The sequence below is a fragment of the Leminorella richardii genome, from assembly GCF_900478135.1.
Classification (GTDB): Bacteria; Pseudomonadota; Gammaproteobacteria; order Enterobacterales; family Enterobacteriaceae; genus Leminorella; species Leminorella richardii.
Genome location: NZ_LS483470.1, coordinates 379499 through 400000, shown reverse-complemented (window position 1 = coordinate 400000; position 20502 = coordinate 379499). Strand labels below are relative to the sequence as shown.

Genomic DNA, 20502 nt, shown 5'->3' with positions numbered 1-20502 from the left:
AGTAGAAACCAGTGGCTTACCAAAAGCATTACACAGCGTACGCACCTGTGAGTGATCGCTCACTCTTACAGCTAGCGTATCAAACCGCCCCGTCAGCCACTTAGGCGTTGTTGGCCTAGCGGGCATGACCCAAGTAATGGGCCCCGGCCAGCGGGAAAATACCGCTTCTCTCTGCGCCTGCGTTAGCGCCGTATCGTCAACGTAAGGCTTTAGCTGTTCATAATCTGCGGCAATCAATATCAATCCTTTCTCCCAGGATCGCTGCTTAATACTAAGCAGTTCCGACACTGCAGACTCCGAATCCGGATCGCAACCAAGTCCAAACACTGCCTCGGTTGGGTAAGCGACTACTCGCTGCTGGCCTAGCAGCTCAACTATCGTATTTATATTATCAGTCATTTTCTGTTGTAACTTCTTTACCACATAGCTTACTGGCGCAAAACAGACGAAGCCCCTTCGCTGTACGCTTTTCCAAAAGTAAAGGATAGCTGCAAATCGGGCACTCACCCGCAACCGGCGTATGATTCAGCGTAAACTGACAGTCGGGGTATTGATCACAGGCGTGAAACACCTTCCCATAGCGCGATTTTCGCTGCAGCAAATGGCCTTTTTTACACTGAGGACAAGTTATTTGTGTGTCATCGGGCTGATTGATAGAGGCAATGTATTCGCAGTCCGGGTAGGCCATACAGCCAATAAACATACCATATCGCCCCTGACGAAGTACCAGTGACGAACCGCACTGTGGACACACCTCCCCCTCCAGCACTTTAACAATATGCCCGTCGCTTTGAGGTTTAAGGGAGCGAATAAACGTACACTCAGGATAGCGCGAGCATCCCTGAAAGGGCCCCTGCTTTCCGCTGCGTATGACAAGAGGCGCACCGCATTCAGGGCAGGCTTCTTCATTTTTAGCAGTAAATAGTGCCGCTTTGCTCATCAATCCCCCTTAATTGCGCCTTATGTCAATGACAACTGGCATTCAATACACCGATGTCGACAGTCTACCCGATTAGCCAAATTTTCCTATCGGCTTATTTATCGATTGAGTGCATAGCCGCCGGAAACCTGAGTAACCCACTCCAAGAGTTCAAGTTCGACAAGCTGAACAGTAACGTCCGAGATAGATAAACCCGCTCTTTGAGCGATAATGTCGACAGGAAGCGGATGTTTACCTATATGGTTCAGCAATGCTGGCCGTTCTTCTTGTCGGAAGGGATCATTCTGTACTTTCACCTCAGGAACAGGAGGTAGCAACGGCAGCCAGCGTAGAGAACTGTTCAGGTTCTCAATAACGTCAGCAGGCGTTGCCACCAGCATGGCGCCTTGCTGAATCAGGCTGTGAGTTCCGCTACAGTTCTCGTTGTCCAGCGGACCAGGAAGCGCGAAAACCTCTCTACCCTGCTCCAGAGCATACTTGGCCGTAATCAGGGAACCGCTCTTTATCCGAGCCTCTACAACTAATACCCCTAAGCTTAGCCCGCTGACTATTCTGTTCCTACGGGGAAAATGTTCCGCTTTCGGCGGTTCAAAGGGCAAAAATTCTGATACCAGCGCTCCGCCACTCTCAACGATCTGTGCAGATAGCGCCGCGTGGCTTTTAGGATGAAGCTTCCCAATTCCACCGCCCAGAACGGCAATTGTTACCCCTCCTGCCGACAGCGCACCGCGATGACTAATGCCATCAATACCCAACGCCAGTCCACTGGTGATAGTAAAGCCACTGCCTGCCAGCTCACTGGCAAAATAGCTCGCCCAGCGCTCACCGTAGCGACTAAAGTGCCGACTGCCCACCATAGCAATTTGAGCACGCGGTAATACTTCTGCCTTCCCTTCAACAAACAGAACAACAGGCGGTCTCGATATCGCTCTCAGCAACGGAGGATAGTCTTCATCACAAAATGCAATCAGACGACGGTTATTCCCGCCCAGCCAGTCGAGAGACTTCGCCAGGTCGAACTGATTAACGCAGTTAAAGCTGACACACTGCTCAGCGCTAAATCCAAGGCTTAACAGCGTTTGCTCACTAAAGCTTATTCCTTCTGTAGTCGTTAGCCCTTTAAGGTGAGGCCATTTATGGCCTGAAATCATCAAGAGGCGCAGCCACCACTCTTCTTTCGTCATCGTGTTTCATCTTTATTCCGCCCTTTAAAACACTACAGTAGTGACAAAGAGCAAAACAGCACACAACCTTATGAGTAAATATGAAGACATCACGCTGACTTTTTCTCTGTTTACAAAAAACGATACGCTGCATTGCGAAACATCTCGCACAAGCCTGCCTCCGCCCCTTGGCTATCACTCCAATAGTTGAGTGATACTGTCAATCATCAGTAGAAACGACTAGAATAGGGACAAAGAATCTCTCTAGTAAACGGTGATGTAACGACATATGGCAGTATTACCTGTATTACATTTTCCTAATGAGCGACTGCGCATCAAGGCAAAGCCCGTTAAGGAAGTCACTCCCGAAATCCAGCGCATCACTGACGATATGCTGGAGACAATGTATGCCGAAGAAGGCATCGGCCTTGCGGCAACGCAGGTGGATATTCACCAGAGAATTATCGTTATCGACGTGTCGGAAAACCGGGACGAACATTACGTGATTATCAATCCTGAAGTGATAGAGAAATCGGGTGAAACCGGTATTGAAGAAGGTTGTCTTTCCGTCCCTGAGTCTCGCGGCTTTGTACCTCGTGCTGAATACATCAAAATTCGGGCTTTGAATCGCGACGGTGAGCCATACGAACTGGAAGCGCATGACCTTTTAGCTATCTGCATTCAACACGAAATGGATCATCTGGAAGGTAAGCTGTTCGTTGACTATCTGTCTCCCCTAAAGCGCCAGCGCATTCAGCAAAAATTGGAAAAAATCGCCCGGCAGGAAGCGCGCGCAGCGCGTTAATTTCCCTCCGGTCACTCTCGATTTTATAGGAACTGCCGTGTCTGAACCTTTGCGAATCATTTTTGCTGGTACTCCCGATTTTGCAGCGCGCCATCTTGACACGCTGCTTTCGTCTCGCCATCAGGTTGTAGGTGTTTTTACTCAACCAGACCGCCCCGCAGGGCGAGGCAATAAGCTGACGCCTAGCCCAGTTAAAGAGCTGGCGCTTAACCACCAGCTTCCCGTTTTTCAACCCGCGTCGCTGCGTCCAGAAGAGAATCAGCGTTTGGTTGCCGATCTCAAAGCCGATGTGATGGTCGTGGTGGCCTATGGGCTTATCCTGCCTCAGGCCGTGCTCGATATGCCGCGTCTGGGCTGCATTAACGTTCACGGCTCACTGCTGCCTCGCTGGCGTGGAGCGGCTCCTATTCAGCGTGCGCTGTGGGCTGGAGACGCCGAAACTGGCGTTACCATTATGCAGATGGACGCAGGCCTCGACACAGGGGACATGCTGTACAAACTGTCTTGCCCTATTTCTCCCGAAGACACCAGCGCGTCGCTGTATAACAAACTCGCAGAGCTTGGGCCACAAGGGCTACTGGCTACTCTGGAGCAAATGGCTAGCGGCACGCTAGTGCCGGAAAAGCAGAATGACGCTCAGGCAAACTACGCAGAGAAATTGAGTAAAGAGGAAGCTCGGCTGGACTGGTCTCTCAGCGCCGCTCAGTTGGAGCGATGCATCCGCGCGTTTAACCCGTGGCCGATAAGCTATTTCACCGTTGATGAACAGCCGGTCAAAGTTTGGGCTGCGGAAGTCATTCTTGGTGCAGCGACAGAAGCGCCAGGGACAATTATCTCTGCCGACAGATCGGGTATTCAGGTTGCAACAGCCGAAGGTATTCTTAATATGACTCAGCTGCAGCCCGCAGGGAAAAAGCCGATGTCCGCACAGGACATTTTGAACTCCCGCCGTGAATGGTTTACTCCGGGACGAAGCTTAGTTTGAAAGGTGCGCCGACGATATTAACGATCGGCGCAGTTACATTTTCTTGTTCTACCGCCCAATGACCGTAACTGAACCGTCTCCAATAATGAAAAATAATAAATATAACCTTCGCGCTATTGCAGCAAACGCCATTGCGCAAGTCCTGGACAAGGGCCAGTCCCTCAGCAACGTTCTGCCTGAAATGCAAAAGCCGCTGTCAGACAAAGATCGCTCTCTGATACAGGAGCTTTGTTTCGGTACGCTTCGCGTTTTACCTGAGCTGGAATGGTATATTCACCGACTGATGGACAAACCGCTCACAGGCAAACAAAGACCGCTGCACTATCTGCTGCTCGTTGGCCTTTACCAACTGCTGTATACACGGATCCCCGCTCACGCGGCGGTTGCCGAGACGGTTAACGGCGCTCTGGCGTTAAAGCGCCCTCAGATGAAAGGCCTGATTAACGGCGTAATGCGTGAATTCCAGCGCCAGCAGCAGGCGCTTACCGAGCAACAGCAGCACGAAAAGAGTCGATATCAACACCCTTCGTGGCTGCTACAGCGCATTCAGGATGCCTATCCGGAACAGTGGCAACAGATTGTCGAAGCCAATAATCAAAAGCCGCCTATGTGGCTACGGGTCAATCGCCAACACCACAGCCGCGACGCCTATCTTGCACTGCTCCAGCATGCAGGCATCGACGCACATCCTCACGCCGACTATACCGATGCACTGCGTCTCACCACACCGTGTCCGGTGACTTTACTGCCCGGATTTAGCGAAGGCTGGGCGACTGTTCAGGACGCCTCCGCTCAGGGCTGCATTCCTCTACTCGCGCCAGAAAACGGCGAAAATATTCTGGATCTTTGCGCAGCACCGGGGGGTAAAACGACACATATACTCGAAGCCGCACCGGATGCAACCGTAACGGCTGTCGATATCGATGAGAATCGTCTCAAACGCATAAATGAAAACCTGACGCGCCTCGGTCAACGCGCCAAAGTGCGACTCGGTGACGGAAGAGATCCTTTATCCTGGTGCGATGGAGAGTTTTACGATCGCATCCTGTTGGATGCCCCTTGTTCAGCTACCGGCGTTATTCGCCGCCACCCAGATATCAAATGGCTGCGCCGCAGCGATGATATCAACGAGCTTGCTGCGTTACAGCGAGAGATCCTCGACGCCGTTTGGCCTCGCCTCAAGCCGGGAGGCACGCTGATTTACGCCACCTGCTCTATTCTTCCTGAGGAAAACAGGCTACAAATAGAAGAGTTTATCAAGCGTCATCCCGATGCAGTACCAGTGGCCATTGACGACTCGGGAGCGACCTACCGTCAAAACCTGCCTGAACTTGAGGGCGGGGACGGCTTTTTCTACGCTAAACTGACGAAGGCATAAACGAAAACTGGGGTAAAGGGCGCTAAAGCCCGAAAGAGAGCATCATGAAAATTATCATTCTCGGTGCGGGTCAAGTCGGCGGCACGCTGGCTGAAAACCTGGTGGGTGAAAACAACGACATTACGCTGGTCGACAATAACATCGGTCGCTTACGCCAGCTTCAGGATAAGTTCGACCTCAGGGTCGTTCAGGGTCACGCCTGTCATCCGCGAGTGCTTCGAGAAGCGGGCGCCGATGACGCAGATATGCTCGTGGCGGTAACCAACTCCGATGAAATCAACATGGTCGCCTGCCAGATTGCCTATTCGCTGTTCAACACCCCCAATCGCATTGCCCGCATTCGTTCGCCGGAATACCTTCGTGAAGAGGAAAAGCTGTTCGAACCGGAAGTGGTCCCAGTCGATCACATTATTTCGCCAGAAAAACTGGTTACAGACTACGTTTATAAGCTAATTGAATACCCCGGGGCGCTTCAGGTTGTAAACTTTGCCGAGGATAAAGTCAGCATTGCCGGAGTAAACGCTTACTATGGTGGGCCTCTGGTTGGTAATGCACTCTCGTCTCTACGCGAGCATATGCCCCATATTGAAACGCGCGTAGCCGCTATTTTTCGTCAGGATCGCCCCATTCGACCACAGGCCTCAACCATCATTGAAGCGGGTGACGAAGTGTTCTTCGTCGCTGCGACAGAGAACATTCGCGCCGTAATGAGCGAGCTTCAGCGACTGGAGAAACCCTACAAGCGCCTGATGATCGTCGGCGGAGGCAACGTGGGTGCAGGTCTGGCTAAAAAGCTGGAAAAAGACTACAGCGTTAAACTGATAGAGCGTAATCCAGAACGCGCAGCGGAGCTGGCGGAAATCCTTCAGGATACCGTCGTGTTCTGTGGCGACGCCTCCGACCAAGAGCTGCTGTCGGAAGAGCATATCGAACAGATGGATCTCTTTATTGCCCTCACTAATGATGACGAAGCTAACATTATGTCAGCCATGCTGGCCAAGCGTCTGGGAGCCAAAAAAGTCATCGTGTTGATACAGCGCCACGCCTATATTGATCTGGTTCAGGGTAGCGTTATCGACATTGCCGTTTCCCCCCAACAGGCCACTATCTCCGCGCTGCTTGGTCACGTGCGCAAAGCCGATATTGTTCGAGTCTCTACGCTGCGCCGCGGGGTTGCCGAAGCCATTGAAGCCGTTGCCCACGGTGATGAAAGCACCTCTAAGGTGGTCGGCAGACAGGTAGAAAATATCAAACTGCCGCCCGGTACAACCATTGGCGCATTAGTCAGAGGGGACGATGTCATTATTGCTGACAGAACCACCGTTATTGAACAAGGCGACCACGTCGTGATGTTTTTGGCGGATAAAAAGTACATTTCCGACGTCGAGCGTCTGTTTCAACCCAGTCCCTTTTTCCTGTAGCTACACGCCGCACCGCTATTTCAGCGGTGCGCTTTCTACGTTATTTATCATCAACAAGATGGCAAATTACGTATGCCTTGTTATGCTTAGATCATTGGTTTTGATAAAGGTAATCATTTATGAGTCTGCTTAAAGAGTTTCGCGAATTTGCCATGCGCGGCAACGTTGTCGACCTTGCTGTCGGTGTTATCATCGGTGCGGCGTTCGGCAAAATTGTTTCGTCTCTGGTCTCTGACATTATCATGCCGCCCCTTGGCCTATTAATTGGCGGTGTCGACTTTAAACAGTTCTCTCTCGTGCTGAGAGAGGCCAGCGGAGACGTACCCGCCGTCGTCATGAACTACGGTGTGTTCATTCAGAACATTTTCGATTTTATCATTGTGGCGTTTGCCATTTTTATGGCCATCAAGCTGATGAACAAGCTGCGCCGTGAGCAGCCAAAAGAAGCCGCCGCTGCCCCAGAGCCTACCGCTGAAGAAAAACTGCTGACAGACATCCGCGACATACTGAAAAATCAGCAAAGCAAGCAATAGCCATACCGTTTACTAGAGAGGCTCTACTCTTCTGAACGAGTCGGGCCTCTTTCCTTTTACAGCCCCCAATATTCCCCTCCCCAATCTCAGCCTCTAACAATTTATTCATTTGCACAAAAATAAACGCTCAAAAAACGCTCAATTTTTTAATTTAACCAAATTATAAATTATTCATAACAAAATATGACGACTGACACGCAACACCTGACGTCATGATGCCTGTTTCACACTGTCATTTTTGACAATAGCGTCTACATAACCGTTAGGACAAGATGTGAAACCTTCCGCGTTTTTCACCCAGCTCGATTTCCTATACTTCTTACGGTCAGAAGTTGAACAGTAAGGATAGGGTCATGGGCACGTCATCACCAGTCATTCAGAACTTATATCAAAGCCTGCAGCGGAGCGTAGAAAGCCGCCCGGACGGTATTGCGCTATTTTTTGAAGGCCACCGATATAGCTATCGACAGTTTCAAGACAGTGTACAGGTGAGCCTGTTTTGCCTTACTGAACGCTTCGGGCTAAAGAAAGGTGACGTTATCGTCCTTGCTCTTGGCAATCGCCCCGAGTTCTGCTTCCTGTTTTACGCCGCGATGGCTTTGGGTGCGATAGTTGTCCCCTTAAGCACCAAGCTAAAATCAGACGATAGCCTGACACTCCTAGAAAACGTTGATGCCAAAGTTATTTTCTATGATGCCGACAGTCAGCCTTGGCTAGGCGCAGGGGAAATAGATGAAACACAGAGAGTCTCCTTATCCAACTGGCAGTTTATGATAAGAAACGTCGACAGTCAGCCCGATGGGTTCCGCCATCGCCCATGCCTTGTGCAAAGTGACGATATCGCCGCAATCATCTACACCTCTGGCACAACGGGTTCTCCCAAAGGAGCAGCAATAACCCACGGTAACTTCCTGTACGCCGTCAATGCCTATCATCAGGCGCTGGCGCTTAATGAGAACGACAGTACCGTTCTCCCCATTCCTATTTGCCACATTACCGGTCTCTCAGCACTGCTTTGTCTGTTTATTCATATCGGCGGAACGATACACCTGCACCAGCGCTTTAACGCAGATGAGATTTTGCGAACTGTAGAACAGCATAAAATTACTTTTCTGCACGGCTCACCTACCGTGTTTATCCTCATTACTCAGGAAGCGGAAAGGCATGAGAAAAGCTACAACTATGAAAGCCTGAAGACTATCGCCTGTGGAGCCGGACATTTAAACGTCGGTATTATCGATAGACTTTCTGCGCTATTTCCACATACCGAGATACGCCCGATATACGGTCTGACGGAAACCACGTCCCCTGCCAGCATATTTCCTATGGATGTCCGCCAAAGCCCCAAAATAGGCAGCTCTGGCGTTCCTATTCCAGGTATGGAATGCCAGATAAGGGATGATAATAATAAACCGCTTTCAGCAGGAGAGACTGGACATCTGTGGTTAAAAGGTCCGGGCGTTATAAAACAGTACTGGAATAATGAAAAAGTAAATCGTCAATATTTTGATAACGACTGGTTTTATACCGGCGATATTGCAGCGCTTGATAAAGACAATTATTTATTCATTAAAGACCGAAGCAAAGACATGATTAACCGCGGCGGTGAGAAAATTTATTGTATAGAGATAGAAAATCTTATTTCTAATTACCCTGGCGTTAAGGACATTGCCATCGTGCCTAAGTTAAGCGACATCTACGGGGAAGAAGCCGTCGCCTTTATTATTGCCGATAAGAAACAGCCGCTGGTCAGTGACAATATCACCCAGTGGCTTTCCGAAAGGATTGCCAAATTTAAAATACCGTCAAAGGTTATATTTGTATCCGAACTTCCTAAAAATGCCAATGGAAAAACGGACAAAGTCGCTCTGAGAAAAAGAGCCAATCAACATTAACAAAAAGGATTAACACTCTTTAATAAAAAAGGAAAAATCGTCTTACCTTTAACATTAGCCGGAAATATAACAGCGCACGTTTTTATTTAGCGCGGGGTAACCACGTCCTAAAAATCATACGGCTAACTCTACTCTACGTCGATAAATAACCTCATATTGAGGGGAGAATATCAACCATGCCAAACATACAGTCAAAAGTTGCCTCACTCGGGCAAGCTGCGATTACGAATGCCAAAGTGTATAAGCACTTAATGCCGCTGCTGATTATTGTCTACATCATCAGCTTTATTGACCGCACAAATATCGGTATTGCCAGAGCGTCCATGTCCATAGATCTTGGACTTTCCGCAACCGCCTACGGCCTTGGCGCAGGTCTGTTTTTCCTGACCTATTCAACGATGGAAATTCCCAGTAACCTGATTATGGCCCGCGTCGGTGCTCGCTTTTGGATCACCCGCATCATGATCACATGGGGCATCATCTCTGCCGGTATGGCATTCGTTACCGGACCTATCTCATTTTACGTTATGCGCCTGCTGCTGGGCGCAGCTGAGGCAGGTCTCTACCCGGGCATTATTCTTTATCTAACCTACTGGTTCGGCCGTGAAGAAAGAGCCCGTGCTGTGGGGATGTTCCTGCTCGGCGTCTGTATTGCCAATATTGTTGGTGCACCGCTGGGTGGAGCGCTGCTTATGCTGGACGGCGTCGGTGGAATGCACGGGTGGCAGTGGATGTTCATTGTCGAAGGCGTACCCGCTATTCTGCTGGCATTTTACGTCTACGCCGTTTTACCTGACAGACCTCGCGACGCCAAATGGCTCACGCCTGAAGACGTCAACTATATTGAAACAACGCTAGAGTCCGAGCGCCCCATCGGCGTAGACAAGGACCAAAAGTTCTCCTTTAAAACTGCGTTCACCAATAAAACCTTCTTGCTGATCGTCGCAATTTACTTTACCCACCAGATTGCCGTTTACAGCCTGACCTACTTCCTACCAAGCATTATCCGCAGTTATGGAGAGATGAGTACCTTTACCTTGGGGCTATTAACCGCCATTCCTTGGATTGCCGCAGCGCTGGGAGGATTCTTCTTACCTAAATACGCCAATACTGCCAAACGCTCTCAGGCCATGCTGGTTTCCGGATTTATGTCCATGGCCATTGGCTTTGTTATCGGCGCATTGGGCGGACCGGTGCTTGGGCTTATCGGATTCTGTATCGGCGCCTCCATGTTCTTTGTGGTTCAGTCAATCATCTTCACCTACCCGGCAACGCTCATGAGCGGAAACATGCTGGCAGGAGGCCTTGGGCTGCTCGCCTGCTTAGGGATCACCGGCGGTTTCTTTGGGCCTTACGTCTTTGGCCTACTGGAAGATACCACCGGCTCGCCAAGCGCAGGGCTGTGGTTTGCCGTTGTTCTACTCACCTGCGCAACCATTGGTGCTGCCATTGTGAAACAGCCTCCCAGTGTTAAAGAAAGTCAACCGGCGAATGACAGTACGTCACCCGCTTCCAGCAGCGCTTCCGTCACCGAACAGCGTGGATAAACAGGACTCTTGCTTTATGAAAAACAAAGTTATCACGGCACAGCAGGCCGCAGAACTTATCAAAGATGGTGCTACCGTCTGTACTATCGGCATGACTCTTATCGGCGCCGCTGAGTCCGTTCTTAAGGCTCTTGAAAAACGCTTTCTTGAAACCGGTTCTCCCTGCGATCTGACCTATATTCACTCAGCCGGTCAATCAAACCGTGACCGTGGTAACCAACACTTTGTCCACCACGGAATGGTAAAACGTATTATTGGCTCCCACTGGGGGCTGGCACCCAAGTGGATGGAGCGCATTGCCTCCAATAGCGTTGAGGCTTTCTGCCTGCCTCAGGGACAAATCGTGCACCTTTATGCTGCCATGGCCGCTGGTCAGCCCGGCTATTTATCCAAGGTTGGCCTAGGCACCTTCATCGATCCCCGCCAGGAAGGTGGGCAGATGAATGACAAGACCCGTGCCCTTCCGCACTTAGTCGAAGTCGTCACAATGCGCGATGAAGAGTACCTGTTCTATCCCGCTATTCCTTTAGACGCCGTTATCATTCGCGGAACAACCGCCGACACGGACGGCAATCTAACCTGTGAAGAAGAGGCCATGAAGCTTGAAGTGATTCAGGCTGTACTGGCCGCCAAGCGGTTTGGTGGGAAAGTTATCGCTCAGGTAAAAAATTTAGCGCAGAAGGGAACGCTTCACCCTAAGCAAGTCGTCGTGCCGGGTAACTTTATCGATGCCGTTATCGTCTGTGATAACCCTATAGAAGACCATCGGCAAACCTCGTCTTGGTATTACGACCCCGCCTACTGTGGAGAACTCGTCAGCCCTACTGGCGAAGTAGACAGACTGCCTTTAAGCATCCGTAAAGCTATCGGCCGCCGAGCCTGCCAGTTCCTCTATCCAGAGTGCGTTATCAATCTGGGAACGGGGATCCCAAACGATGTTATCGGCACCATCATCCACGAGGAAGGTGCAACCAATGACGTCACGATCACCGTTGAGTCAGGGATCTACGGCGGCGTTCAGGCAGGCGGTATTGATTTCGGCATTGGAAAAAACCTGACGGCTATGATCGGCCACCAGGAACAGATGCTCTATTACAACGGCGCAGGCGTCGATATTACCTATATGGGAGCGGGAGAAATGGACGCTAGCGGCCATATCAACGCCACCAAAATGGGCGATCTTTGCACCGGAGCTGGGGGCTTTATCGACATTACGCAAAACGCCCGACACGTTGTGTTTTGCTCCACTTTCACGGCGAAGGGACTGGAAGTCGAGTTTCGCGACGGAAAGGTCAACATTGTGCGAGAAGGCTCCGTGAAAAAGCTGGTAAAGGACATCAACCAAATTTCCTATAACGGTGAAATTGCCCGCTCCAAAGGGCAAAAGATGCATCTGGTGACAGAAAGAGCCGTCTTCGAACTCACGGCACAGGGGCCGATGCTGATTGAAATTGCGCCCGGCATCGATCTTGAAAAAGACGTTCTACAGCAGATGGAGTTCCAGCCTCTCATCGCAGAGCCTCTCGGCCAGATGGACTCCTCCCTGTTCAACGAAGAAAGCTTTGGACTGGTCCAAGCGTTGGCTCAGGCATCTCACCAATAAATACATTCAATCAATAAGGAGTACCCCCTATGTCATTACAGAATAAAGTCGCCATCGTGACCGGTGCCAGTCGTGGTCTGGGCAAAGGCATTGCTGAGGTTTTGGCTGAACGCGGCGCTGCCGTCGCTATTTGTGACGTTGATAAAGAGAGCGGAGAAAAAACCGCTCAGGCGCTCATCAAAGCCGGCTATCGTGCCGTATTCATTCCCTGCAATATCGCCAATCGCGAAGAGGTTAATCGCCTGTTTATTGAGACCGAAGAGGTGTTAGGCCCAGTTGATATTTTGGTCAACAACGCCGGTATCAACCGTGACGCCATGCTGCACAAGCTGACGGAAGAAAACTGGGATTTAGTGATGGACGTCAACCTAAAAGGCACTTTCCACTGCATGCAGGAAGCCGCTATCCGCATGAGAGAGCGAGGCCACGGCCGCATTATCAACATTTCATCAGCCAGCTGGCTGGGCAACATCGGTCAGGCTAACTATGCCGCCTCAAAGGCTGGCGTCGTAGGGCTGACAAAAACCGCCTGCCGCGAGCTGGCGCGTAAAGGCGTCACCGTTAACGCCATTTGCCCAGGGTTTATCGAAACCGATATGACAAAAGGCGTACCAGAGAAAGTCTGGGACATCATGGTCAGTAAAATCCCTGCAGGATACGCCGGAGACCCAAGAGACGTTGGCCACTGCGTCGCCTTTCTGGCATCTGATGAAGCCCGCTACATCAACGGGGAAGTGATCAACGTTGGCGGCGGCATGGTTCTTTAAGGAGAAAAAAATGAAACAACCAAACGATATTGTCGTCGTCAGCGGCGTTCGTACCGCTATTGGCACCATGGGCGGCAGCTTTAAAGACGTCCATCAGCACGATCTGGGTGCAGCAGCGATCCGCGAAGCCGTTCTTAGAGCCGGCCTGAAACCAGAACAAATTGATGAAGTTGTGGTCGGCAACGTAGGCCAAATCGCAGAAAGCGGCTTTATTGCCCGCGTATGTCAGCTGCGGGCGGGGCTGCCTAACAGCACTACAGCCTATTCTGTTAACCGCCAGTGCGGTTCCGGCCTGCAGGCCATCGTCGACTGTATGATGGAACTGCAAACCGGCAATGCTGAAATTACCGTCGCCTGCGGTACCGAAAATATGACCCAGCTCCCCTACTATATCCGTAAGGCTCGCTACGGCTATCGACTGGGTGACGGAGATCTGCAAGACGGCATCATTTCCATTTTAACCTGGCCTGAAGGCCCCTATCACAACGGAATGACAGCAGAGTTCGTTGCAGAGCGCTTTAACATCACGCGCGAAGAAATGGACGAATTTGCCTGGAATAGTCAGCAAAAAGCGCTGGCGGCAATTAAGGCGGGCCACTTTACGTCTCAGATTCTGCCTATTGAGGTGCGTGAAGGTAAAACAGTCAGAGTATTCGACGAAGACGAGCACCCTCGTGATACGCCGAGAGAAAAATACGCTCAGCTTAAACCGGCCTTCAAAAAAGACGGTACCGTCACTGCCGCTACATCGTCTGGCATTAACGACGGTGCAGGCGCTTTAGTCATAACAACGCGAGCAAAAGCCGAAGCGCTCGGGCTACCTATCCGCATGGTCGTAAAAGGATGGGCTGTCGCAGGCTGTGAAGCCGAGATCATGGGATTTGGCCCCGCACCAGCGACCAAAAAGCTGATGCAAAAGCTCAATATGTCCGTCCATGATATCGATTTGATTGAGCTTAATGAGGCCTTTGCTGCCCAGTCTTTAGCCGTCATCAACGATTTGCAGCTCGATCCTGCCAAAGTGAACGTCAACGGTGGCGCTATTGCGCTTGGTCACCCGGTAGGTGCCAGCGGTGCCATTATTTCCGTCAAGCTGATGTATGAAATGGAGCGTCGGGGAGTTAATACAGGCCTGGCAACCATGTGTATCGGCGGAGGACAGGGAATTTCAGTGCTATTCGAACGTGAACAATAGCGGATGTTGGGGGCTTTTGGCCCCCTTATCCCCCTCCCTTCTCTCGATAAGGAAGCATGATGAAAATTGTAATCGCCATTGACTCATTTAAAGGCAGCTGTAGCGCACAGCAGGCCTGTCGCGCCATCGCTAGCGGTATTAATCGCTATCGTAAAGACATCAGCATCCATCAGCTTCCCATTGCCGACGGTGGGGAGGGGCTGCTGCAAATTCTGGATGAAAGCCCTTCTCTGTCGGGAAAAATAAAGCACCGTGTAAACGTCACCGGTCCTTATGGTCAAACGGTTTGTGCGGAATATTTTAGCCTAAGTGAAAGCCGAGCCATTATTGAAATGGCTCAGGCCAGCGGCTTAGAGCTCACCCCCAAAGCGCAGCGTAATGCGGCCAAGGCTAGCTCATATGGACTAGGGCAGCTCGTAAAGCACGCTCTGGATGCCGGGCAAACCCATATCATCATTGGCCTAGGCGGCAGTGCCACAAACGATGGTGGCGTTGGCTTTGCGCAGGCTCTGGGAGCGCGCTTTTTTGACAAAGAAAAACGGCTCATTCCTTCACCGGCCAGCGGAAGCGACCTGATACACATTGCCTACATTGATACCGCGCAGCTGCATCCGGCCCTTGCAAACGTTCGCTTTGAAGCCTCTTGTGACGTGAATAACCCGCTCTTGGGCGCCAATGGCGCCACTCGGATTTATGGCCCACAAAAAGGTGCCGATGAAACCCAGCTCGCGGCTTTAGAACGTGGAATGGAAAACTATCACCGCGTTCTGACACAGGCTCTTGGAAAAGACGTTAATCAAACACCAGGGGCGGGAGCTGCAGGAGGAATGGGAGCCGCTCTTCTTTGGTTCACCAATGCAGCGCTAAGGCCGGGTATAGAGCTAGTGCTAGAACTTCTGAACGCTCAAAAAATTATCAGCGAAGCAGACTTGGTTATTACAGGAGAAGGCAAGCTGGATGAACAAAGCAGCTATGGTAAAGCCCCTGTAGGCGTAGCAATGCTGGCTGCCGCTTACAACAAACCAGTGGTCGCTCTCGCAGGATCTCTGGGTGAAGGTGCATCTCTCCTGCATCAACACCATATCGACGCTATGTGGTCAATCTGCCCTCGTCCTATTTCGCTGGAAGACGCTATGCAAAATGCAGAGCCCCTGTTAGCTGATGCCGCCGAGTCTTTAATTCGCACGTTGTGTGTAGGTTCAAGACTAATGTCTCAATAATGACACTCAGCTGCTTCCAAAGCGTCGTTTCGCACTATGATTGGATAATGAATACTGACAGGACATACGCATGTTGATTTCACCAGAGCTCGCAAACACCATCGTTAAACGCGCAATGGGTATTATTCATCATAACGTGAACGTCATCGATCATCAGGGCATCATCATCGCCTCCGGTGAAAGCCACCGAATCGGTGAACGACACGAAGCAGCTTATGAAGTCATAAAAAGCCGCCAGAGAATGACGATTGAAACGTCCCAGCAGGCAGCGAAGTATAAAAACGTTCAACCCGGCATCAATCACCCTATTATTGTGGATGACAGGGTAGTCATGGTGATCGGTATCAGCGGTAATCCCGTAGCTATCGGGCGCTATGCGGAACTGGCCATTCTGGCGGCTGAGCTTCTGATTAAGCAGTCTTTAGATATTCGGGAGATTAATTGGCAATACCGAATTAGAGATCTTCTGATAAAACAGTACATTGAGTTAACAGACGCAGAGAGAGAGAAAGATATTCTCTCTCAGCTAGAGCAGCAGGATATCGCACTGGATGTACCGCTGATTCCACTGCTCATTAACATTGAAACCGGAGGTAACCTACAGGGTAAAACAATAGATAATATCCTCAATGAGCTTTCCAAAATCTCACAGTCGCAACGAGTCGTACTGCTGAGCTATGATGAAATTCTGCTGCTTATCTCCGAGCCTAAACGGGCAAGTCTGATTGTCGATAATATCAACACATTCCTTGAAACTCAGCTCAGTCACTACACCATTGCCGTAGGCGTTGAATCAAGCGCACCGCATTCATTTCGTCAGTCAATCTTTATGCTTAAAGAAATGCTTGCCCATAGCAAGTCTACCTATTCAGATCTACGAGTAATAGATGGGAAGCAGTCAGCATTTTGCGGACTGCTTAGTGAAGCCAAGAGTAGCCATTTCACTCTCTACTATCACCATCACTTAAACAAGCTATTGGCACAGAACAGCGGTCAAACTCTTATAAAAACGCTCTGTGCATATATTGATAATAATGCGGAAATTAACCCTACTGCGCAAAATCTCGGGATCCATCGCAATACGCTTAACTATCGTCTTCATCAAATAAAAGAAATTACTTCTCTAGATCCCTTTGTTCTCAAAGAGCTTTGCCAGCTAATGATTGCATTACACTACTATCAGGAAGGCGAACCTAAAAAATCACAGCTCGGGAAAGGATAAGAAAGAGTAGGAAAATATCTGTAAGCTTAAAGGCAGAAGGCTGGAGATAAAACGACGATTTCCCTCATTTTATCTCCAGCCTCCCAGCCTGACTTGGCGGTGTGCTTATCCCTGCGTCGATAGCTGCCTTTTCCCTTGGCTGCTTTTTCTACTCGTTGATGAAACAGAGGATCGTGGAGTAGAGCTTCAAGGGCGTTGTGTTGGATCTTACCCTTCTTGTGCTGATATTTAGACATAGAAACCTCATTCAGTTTGTCCATTGATGATAAAACGCGCGCATCATAGACCAAAAAATCAGGGCTGGCTATTGTTTCTTTCTTAGATCGATTCTGGGCATCTCGCTAGTAGCTCCCTGCTCCAATGCCTCAAGAATTGAACAGTAGGCAGAGCTGTGAGCCTTTCCACAACAGGCATCGCTTAGCCGCCTCAGTGACGTTCTCATTCGTTCAAGCTCAGCCAATCTCTGTTCAACTTCACCCAGCCGCGCTTCAACAATAGACTTCGATTCCTGACAGGTATGCTGCTCAGGCTCCACGCGAATGGAAAGCAGTTCCGCGATCGACTCTAGCGTGAAACCAAGCTGTTTGGCGTAGCGAATAAACTTCAGCCGCTGTAAGTCCTGCTCAGTATACAAACGGTATCCGCCTTCAGAACGAACGTCATGCGACATCATGTTCTGCTTTTCATAGTAGCGAATGGTGTCAGGCGTAACGCCAGCCAGCTTGGCTATTTGCCCTATACGGTACATAGCATTTCCCCTGCTTATCAAATAGTGGTGAGATTCACTCCATCTACTACTCATCGTAAGGTCAAGTCGTCATGTAATGCAAGCGTGTGTAGAGACCGGTAGAAAGAGAGGGGAAAAATAGAGGAACAAAAATTGAAACGACAGGCATAAAAAAGCCGGGATTAACCCGGCTTTTTCACACAGCGACAAATTACTCTGCTGCTGCTTCTTCTGGAGCTTTTTCTGCGCGGTCAACCAGCTCGATGTAAGCCATCGGAGCGTTATCACCAGCACGGAAGCCACACTTCAGAATACGAGTGTAACCACCGGCGCGGCTCGCAAAACGCGGGCCAAGCTCATTAAACAGTTTTGCCACGATTTCGTTATCACGAGTACGGGCGAATGCCAGACGACGGTTAGCAACGCTATCAGCCTTGGCAAGTGTAATCAGTGGTTCAACCACGCGACGCAGTTCTTTCGCCTTAGGCAGAGTCGTCTTGATGATCTCATGACGAACTAAAGAACCTGCCATGTTGCGAAACATAGCTTGGCGATGACTGCTGTTGCGGTTCAGTTGACGTCCACTCTTACGATGGCGCATGACCTTATCCTTCTCAGTAAAACCTTAACCTGCGATCCGGTTACTCGTCAGCAATACTAGCTGGCGGCCAGTTTTCCAGGCGCATGCCCAGAGACAGACCGCGGGAAGCCAGCACGTCTTTAATCTCAGTAAGAGATTTTTTACCCAAGTTAGGCGTTTTCAACAGCTCAACTTCGGTACGCTGTACCAGATCACCGATGTAGTGGATAGCTTCTGCCTTGAGGCAGTTAGCGGAGCGGACAGTCAGTTCCAGATCGTCAACCGGGCGCAGCAGGATCGGATCGAACTCTGGCTTCTCTTCTTTCACTTCTGGTTGACGTACATCACGTAAGTCAACGAAAGCTTCAAGTTGTTCCGCCAGAATGGTTGCCGCACGACGGATCGATTCTTCCGGATCGATCGTGCCGTTGGTTTCCATCTCGATAACCAGCTTATCCAAGTCGGTACGCTGTTCAACACGCGCTGCTTCAACATTGTAGGCAATACGCTCTACTGGGCTGTAGCAGGCGTCAACCAGCAAACGACCGATTGGGCGCTCGTCTTCTTCCGTATGAATACGGGCAGAAGCCGGCACATAACCACGACCGCGCTGAACTTTGATACGCATACTAATAGATGCGTTCTCATCAGTCAGGTGACAGATCAGGTGCTGAGGTTTGACGATTTCAACATCACCATCGTGGGTGATGTCGGCTGCAGTCACAGGGCCAATGCCAGACTTATTCAAGCTAAGAATAACTTCATCTTTACCATGAACTTTTACCGCTAACCCTTTCAGATTGAGCAGGATTTCCAGGATATCTTCCTGAACGCCCTCTTTGGTGCTGTACTCATGAAGTACACCATCAATCTCAACCTCTGTTACCGCACATCCCGGCATGGATGACAGCAGAATGCGGCGCAGTGCGTTACCTAAAGTATGGCCAAAGCCACGCTCTAACGGCTCAAGGGTCACCTTGGCATGAGTCGAACTCAGTTGCTCGATATCCACCAGGCGTGGTTTTAGAAACTCTGTCACAGAACCCTGCATTGTGTCCTCTCTTTGGTACTAAACTTTACTTAGAGTAAAGTTCGACGATCAGGTGTTCGTTAATGTCCGCAGACAGATCGGCGCGCTCAGGATTACGTTTGAAAACGCCTTCCATCTTTGCAGCATCAACTTCGATCCAAGTCGGCTTTTCGCGCTGTTCAAACAGCTCTAAAGCGGCCTTAATACGAGATTGCTTTTTCGCTTTTTCACGTACGCTGACTACGTCATTCGGAGATACCTGAAAAGAAGCGATGTTAACAACGCGACCATTAACCATTACGGCCTTGTGGCTAACCAGCTGACGTGCTTCAGCACGCGTAGCGCCGAACCCCATGCGGTAAACAACGTTGTCTAAACGACCTTCCAACAGACACAACAGGTTTTCACCGGTGTTGCCCTTAAGGCGAGTTGCTTCTTTATAATAGTTACGGAACTGACGCTCCAGAACGCCGTAAATACGACGAACTTTTTGCTTTTCACGTAACTGGACGCCATAGTCAGACAGACGTGGCTTACGCGCACCGTGCTGACCAGGAGCTTGTTCAATTTTACACTTGGTATCGATCGCACGAACACCAGACTTAAGGAATAAGTCGGTGCCCTCACGACGGCTCAGCTTGAGCTTAGGACCCAAATATCTAGCCATTTTCTTTCTCCAACAATCCTAGAAACGAGGCGTTATACGCGGCGTTTCTTAGGAGGACGACAACCGTTGTGAGGGATCGGAGTCACATCAGTAATATTAGTGATGCGGAAACCAGCCGCGTTCAGAGCGCGGATAGTTGACTCACGACCTGGACCTGGTCCTTTGACCATCACTTCCAGATTCTTAATTCCGTACTCTTTCACTGCTTCAGCGCAGCGTTCAGCCGCTACTTGAGCCGCGAACGGAGTGGATTTACGAGAACCACGGAAGCCGGAACCACCAGCTGTTGCCCAACCCAGTGCATTACCCTGACGATCGGTAATGGTTACAATGGTGTTGTTAAAAGATGCATGGATATGAGCCATACCGTCAGAAACTTGCTTTCTTACACGCTTGCGTGCACGAACAGGTGCTTTTGCCATTATTCAATCACCCCGATTATTTCTTGATCGGCTTGCGCGGACCCTTGCGGGTACGGGCATTAGTCTTGGTACGCTGACCGCGAACCGGGAGACCACGACGATGACGCATACCACGGTAGCAGCCAAGGTCCATCAGACGCTTGATGCTCATGGTAATTTCACGACGCAGGTCACCTTCGACAGTGTACTTGGCAACTTCGTCACGCAGAATGTCAATTTGCTCTTCAGACAGTTCACTGATCTTAACATGTTCAGCAAAACCAGCCGCTTTACAGATAGCCTGTGAGCGGGTTTTACCGATACCGAAGATCGCAGTTAATGCGATCACGGTATGTTTATGATCAGGAATGTTAATGCCTGCTATACGGGCCACTATGCACTCCTACAATTAAATATCGCAGC

The 20502-nt window shown here is 50.2% G+C and carries 22 protein-coding genes (1 of these 22 running past the window's edge); 12 read left to right on the top strand and 10 right to left on the bottom strand.

The annotated features are described in order from the left end of the window. The 3 genes from tsaC to dprA form a co-directional block, all read right to left on the bottom strand. Positions 1–399, bottom strand: partial view of an L-threonylcarbamoyladenylate synthase type 1 TsaC gene (gene tsaC / locus DQM29_RS01965; protein WP_111739061.1) — the 5' portion only. The gene continues 159 nt to the left of window position 1, outside the view; 399 of the gene's 558 nt are visible here — the first part of the coding sequence; the start codon lies at positions 397–399; its stop codon lies beyond the left edge, outside the window. Further along, the gene (locus DQM29_RS01960; protein WP_111739060.1) at positions 392–940 is read right to left on the bottom strand and encodes a DNA topoisomerase family protein; all 549 of its coding nucleotides are present in this window, start codon (positions 938–940) and stop codon (positions 392–394) included. The genes tsaC and DQM29_RS01960 overlap by 8 nt, the downstream gene beginning before the upstream one ends. Before the next feature lie 98 nt (positions 941–1038). After that, a complete protein-coding gene (dprA, locus tag DQM29_RS01955; protein ID WP_111739059.1) occupies positions 1039–2124 on the bottom strand; it encodes a DNA-processing protein DprA in 1086 nt (361 codons plus the stop codon). A 268-nt stretch (positions 2125–2392) separates the two neighbouring features. Here dprA and def point away from each other — a divergent pair, with 268 nt between their 5' ends. The 12 genes from def (at position 2393) to DQM29_RS01895 (ending at position 16674) form a co-directional block, all read left to right on the top strand. After that, positions 2393–2908, top strand: coding sequence for a peptide deformylase (gene def / locus DQM29_RS01950; protein ID WP_111739058.1), 516 nt, complete (start codon positions 2393–2395; stop codon positions 2906–2908). Positions 2909–2945: 37 nt separating this feature from the next. Next, entirely contained in the window at positions 2946–3893 is a 948-nt protein-coding gene (gene fmt / locus DQM29_RS01945; protein WP_111739057.1) for a methionyl-tRNA formyltransferase, read from the top strand. Positions 3894–3978: 85 nt separating this feature from the next. Further along, entirely contained in the window at positions 3979–5271 is a 1293-nt protein-coding gene (rsmB, locus tag DQM29_RS01940) for a 16S rRNA (cytosine(967)-C(5))-methyltransferase RsmB (RefSeq protein WP_111739056.1), read from the top strand. 44 nt (positions 5272–5315) lie between these two features. Continuing rightward, entirely contained in the window at positions 5316–6692 is a 1377-nt protein-coding gene (gene trkA, locus DQM29_RS01935) for a Trk system potassium transporter TrkA (protein WP_111739055.1), read from the top strand. A gap of 119 nt (positions 6693–6811) precedes the next feature. Continuing rightward, positions 6812–7225: a large-conductance mechanosensitive channel protein MscL gene (mscL, locus tag DQM29_RS01930; protein ID WP_111739054.1), complete on the top strand. Its 414-nt coding sequence runs from the start codon at positions 6812–6814 to the stop codon at positions 7223–7225. A 353-nt stretch (positions 7226–7578) separates the two neighbouring features. Beyond that, positions 7579–9120, top strand: a complete 1542-nt coding sequence (locus tag DQM29_RS01925; protein WP_111739053.1) for a class I adenylate-forming enzyme family protein — start codon at positions 7579–7581, stop codon at positions 9118–9120. A gap of 176 nt (positions 9121–9296) precedes the next feature. Beyond that, positions 9297–10667, top strand: a complete 1371-nt coding sequence (locus DQM29_RS01920; protein ID WP_197708841.1) for an MFS transporter — start codon at positions 9297–9299, stop codon at positions 10665–10667. 16 nt (positions 10668–10683) lie between these two features. Beyond that, the gene (locus DQM29_RS01915; protein ID WP_111739052.1) at positions 10684–12270 is read left to right on the top strand and encodes an acyl CoA:acetate/3-ketoacid CoA transferase; all 1587 of its coding nucleotides are present in this window, start codon (positions 10684–10686) and stop codon (positions 12268–12270) included. A 29-nt stretch (positions 12271–12299) separates the two neighbouring features. Continuing rightward, on the top strand, positions 12300–13037 hold the full coding sequence (gene fabG / locus DQM29_RS01910; protein ID WP_111739051.1) for a 3-oxoacyl-ACP reductase FabG: 738 nt from the start codon (positions 12300–12302) through the stop codon (positions 13035–13037). Positions 13038–13047: 10 nt separating this feature from the next. Then, entirely contained in the window at positions 13048–14232 is a 1185-nt protein-coding gene (locus tag DQM29_RS01905; protein WP_111739050.1) for a thiolase family protein, read from the top strand. Positions 14233–14291: 59 nt separating this feature from the next. Further along, positions 14292–15452, top strand: a complete 1161-nt coding sequence (locus tag DQM29_RS01900) for a glycerate kinase (protein WP_111739049.1) — start codon at positions 14292–14294, stop codon at positions 15450–15452. A 70-nt stretch (positions 15453–15522) separates the two neighbouring features. Further along, complete coding sequence (locus DQM29_RS01895; RefSeq protein ID WP_111739048.1) at positions 15523–16674, top strand: CdaR family transcriptional regulator; 1152 nt, start codon at positions 15523–15525, stop codon at positions 16672–16674. Between the two features lie 26 nt (positions 16675–16700). Here DQM29_RS01895 and DQM29_RS01890 read toward each other — a convergent pair whose 3' ends face one another. The 7 genes from DQM29_RS01890 to rpsM form a co-directional block, all read right to left on the bottom strand. Further along, positions 16701–16910 (bottom strand): alternative ribosome-rescue factor A, encoded by a 210-nt coding sequence (locus tag DQM29_RS01890; RefSeq protein WP_111739047.1) that lies wholly within the window; start codon positions 16908–16910, stop codon positions 16701–16703. Positions 16911–16978: 68 nt separating this feature from the next. After that, the gene (gene zntR, locus DQM29_RS01885; protein ID WP_111739046.1) at positions 16979–17422 is read right to left on the bottom strand and encodes a Zn(2+)-responsive transcriptional regulator; all 444 of its coding nucleotides are present in this window, start codon (positions 17420–17422) and stop codon (positions 16979–16981) included. A 190-nt stretch (positions 17423–17612) separates the two neighbouring features. After that, positions 17613–18002 (bottom strand): 50S ribosomal protein L17, encoded by a 390-nt coding sequence (gene rplQ / locus DQM29_RS01880; RefSeq protein ID WP_027275684.1) that lies wholly within the window; start codon positions 18000–18002, stop codon positions 17613–17615. A 40-nt stretch (positions 18003–18042) separates the two neighbouring features. Further along, positions 18043–19032, bottom strand: a complete 990-nt coding sequence (locus DQM29_RS01875) for a DNA-directed RNA polymerase subunit alpha (protein WP_027275683.1) — start codon at positions 19030–19032, stop codon at positions 18043–18045. A gap of 25 nt (positions 19033–19057) precedes the next feature. Continuing rightward, complete coding sequence (rpsD, locus tag DQM29_RS01870; RefSeq protein WP_111739045.1) at positions 19058–19678, bottom strand: 30S ribosomal protein S4; 621 nt, start codon at positions 19676–19678, stop codon at positions 19058–19060. A 32-nt stretch (positions 19679–19710) separates the two neighbouring features. Continuing rightward, positions 19711–20100 carry a 30S ribosomal protein S11 gene (gene rpsK, locus DQM29_RS01865; protein ID WP_027275681.1) on the bottom strand — a complete coding sequence of 130 codons (390 nt, stop codon included), beginning with the start codon at positions 20098–20100 and terminating at the stop codon, positions 19711–19713. 16 nt (positions 20101–20116) lie between these two features. Then, complete coding sequence (rpsM, locus tag DQM29_RS01860; protein ID WP_111739044.1) at positions 20117–20473, bottom strand: 30S ribosomal protein S13; 357 nt, start codon at positions 20471–20473, stop codon at positions 20117–20119. Between the last annotated feature and the right edge of the window lie 29 nt (positions 20474–20502).

Excerpts from the sequence above, each read along its gene's own strand:
- DQM29_RS01960 (WP_111739060.1), bottom strand. The coding sequence starts at position 940 with ATGAGCAAAGCGGCACTATTTACTGCTAAAAATGAAGAAGCCTGCCCT.
- dprA (WP_111739059.1), bottom strand. The coding sequence starts at position 2,124 with ATGACGAAAGAAGAGTGGTGGCTGCGCCTCTTGATGATTTCAGGCCAT.
- def (WP_111739058.1), top strand. The coding sequence starts at position 2,393 with ATGGCAGTATTACCTGTATTACATTTTCCTAATGAGCGACTGCGCATC.
- rsmB (WP_111739056.1), top strand. The coding sequence starts at position 3,979 with ATGAAAAATAATAAATATAACCTTCGCGCTATTGCAGCAAACGCCATT.
- trkA (WP_111739055.1), top strand. The coding sequence starts at position 5,316 with ATGAAAATTATCATTCTCGGTGCGGGTCAAGTCGGCGGCACGCTGGCT.
- mscL (WP_111739054.1), top strand. The coding sequence starts at position 6,812 with ATGAGTCTGCTTAAAGAGTTTCGCGAATTTGCCATGCGCGGCAACGTT.
- DQM29_RS01925 (WP_111739053.1), top strand. The coding sequence starts at position 7,579 with ATGGGCACGTCATCACCAGTCATTCAGAACTTATATCAAAGCCTGCAG.
- DQM29_RS01920 (WP_197708841.1), top strand. The coding sequence starts at position 9,297 with ATGCCAAACATACAGTCAAAAGTTGCCTCACTCGGGCAAGCTGCGATT.
- DQM29_RS01915 (WP_111739052.1), top strand. The coding sequence starts at position 10,684 with ATGAAAAACAAAGTTATCACGGCACAGCAGGCCGCAGAACTTATCAAA.
- fabG (WP_111739051.1), top strand. The coding sequence starts at position 12,300 with ATGTCATTACAGAATAAAGTCGCCATCGTGACCGGTGCCAGTCGTGGT.
- DQM29_RS01905 (WP_111739050.1), top strand. The coding sequence starts at position 13,048 with ATGAAACAACCAAACGATATTGTCGTCGTCAGCGGCGTTCGTACCGCT.
- DQM29_RS01900 (WP_111739049.1), top strand. The coding sequence starts at position 14,292 with ATGAAAATTGTAATCGCCATTGACTCATTTAAAGGCAGCTGTAGCGCA.
- DQM29_RS01895 (WP_111739048.1), top strand. The coding sequence starts at position 15,523 with ATGTTGATTTCACCAGAGCTCGCAAACACCATCGTTAAACGCGCAATG.
- DQM29_RS01890 (WP_111739047.1), bottom strand. The coding sequence starts at position 16,910 with ATGTCTAAATATCAGCACAAGAAGGGTAAGATCCAACACAACGCCCTT.
- zntR (WP_111739046.1), bottom strand. The coding sequence starts at position 17,422 with ATGTACCGTATAGGGCAAATAGCCAAGCTGGCTGGCGTTACGCCTGAC.
- rplQ (WP_027275684.1), bottom strand. The coding sequence starts at position 18,002 with ATGCGCCATCGTAAGAGTGGACGTCAACTGAACCGCAACAGCAGTCAT.
- DQM29_RS01875 (WP_027275683.1), bottom strand. The coding sequence starts at position 19,032 with ATGCAGGGTTCTGTGACAGAGTTTCTAAAACCACGCCTGGTGGATATC.
- rpsD (WP_111739045.1), bottom strand. The coding sequence starts at position 19,678 with ATGGCTAGATATTTGGGTCCTAAGCTCAAGCTGAGCCGTCGTGAGGGC.
- rpsK (WP_027275681.1), bottom strand. The coding sequence starts at position 20,100 with ATGGCAAAAGCACCTGTTCGTGCACGCAAGCGTGTAAGAAAGCAAGTT.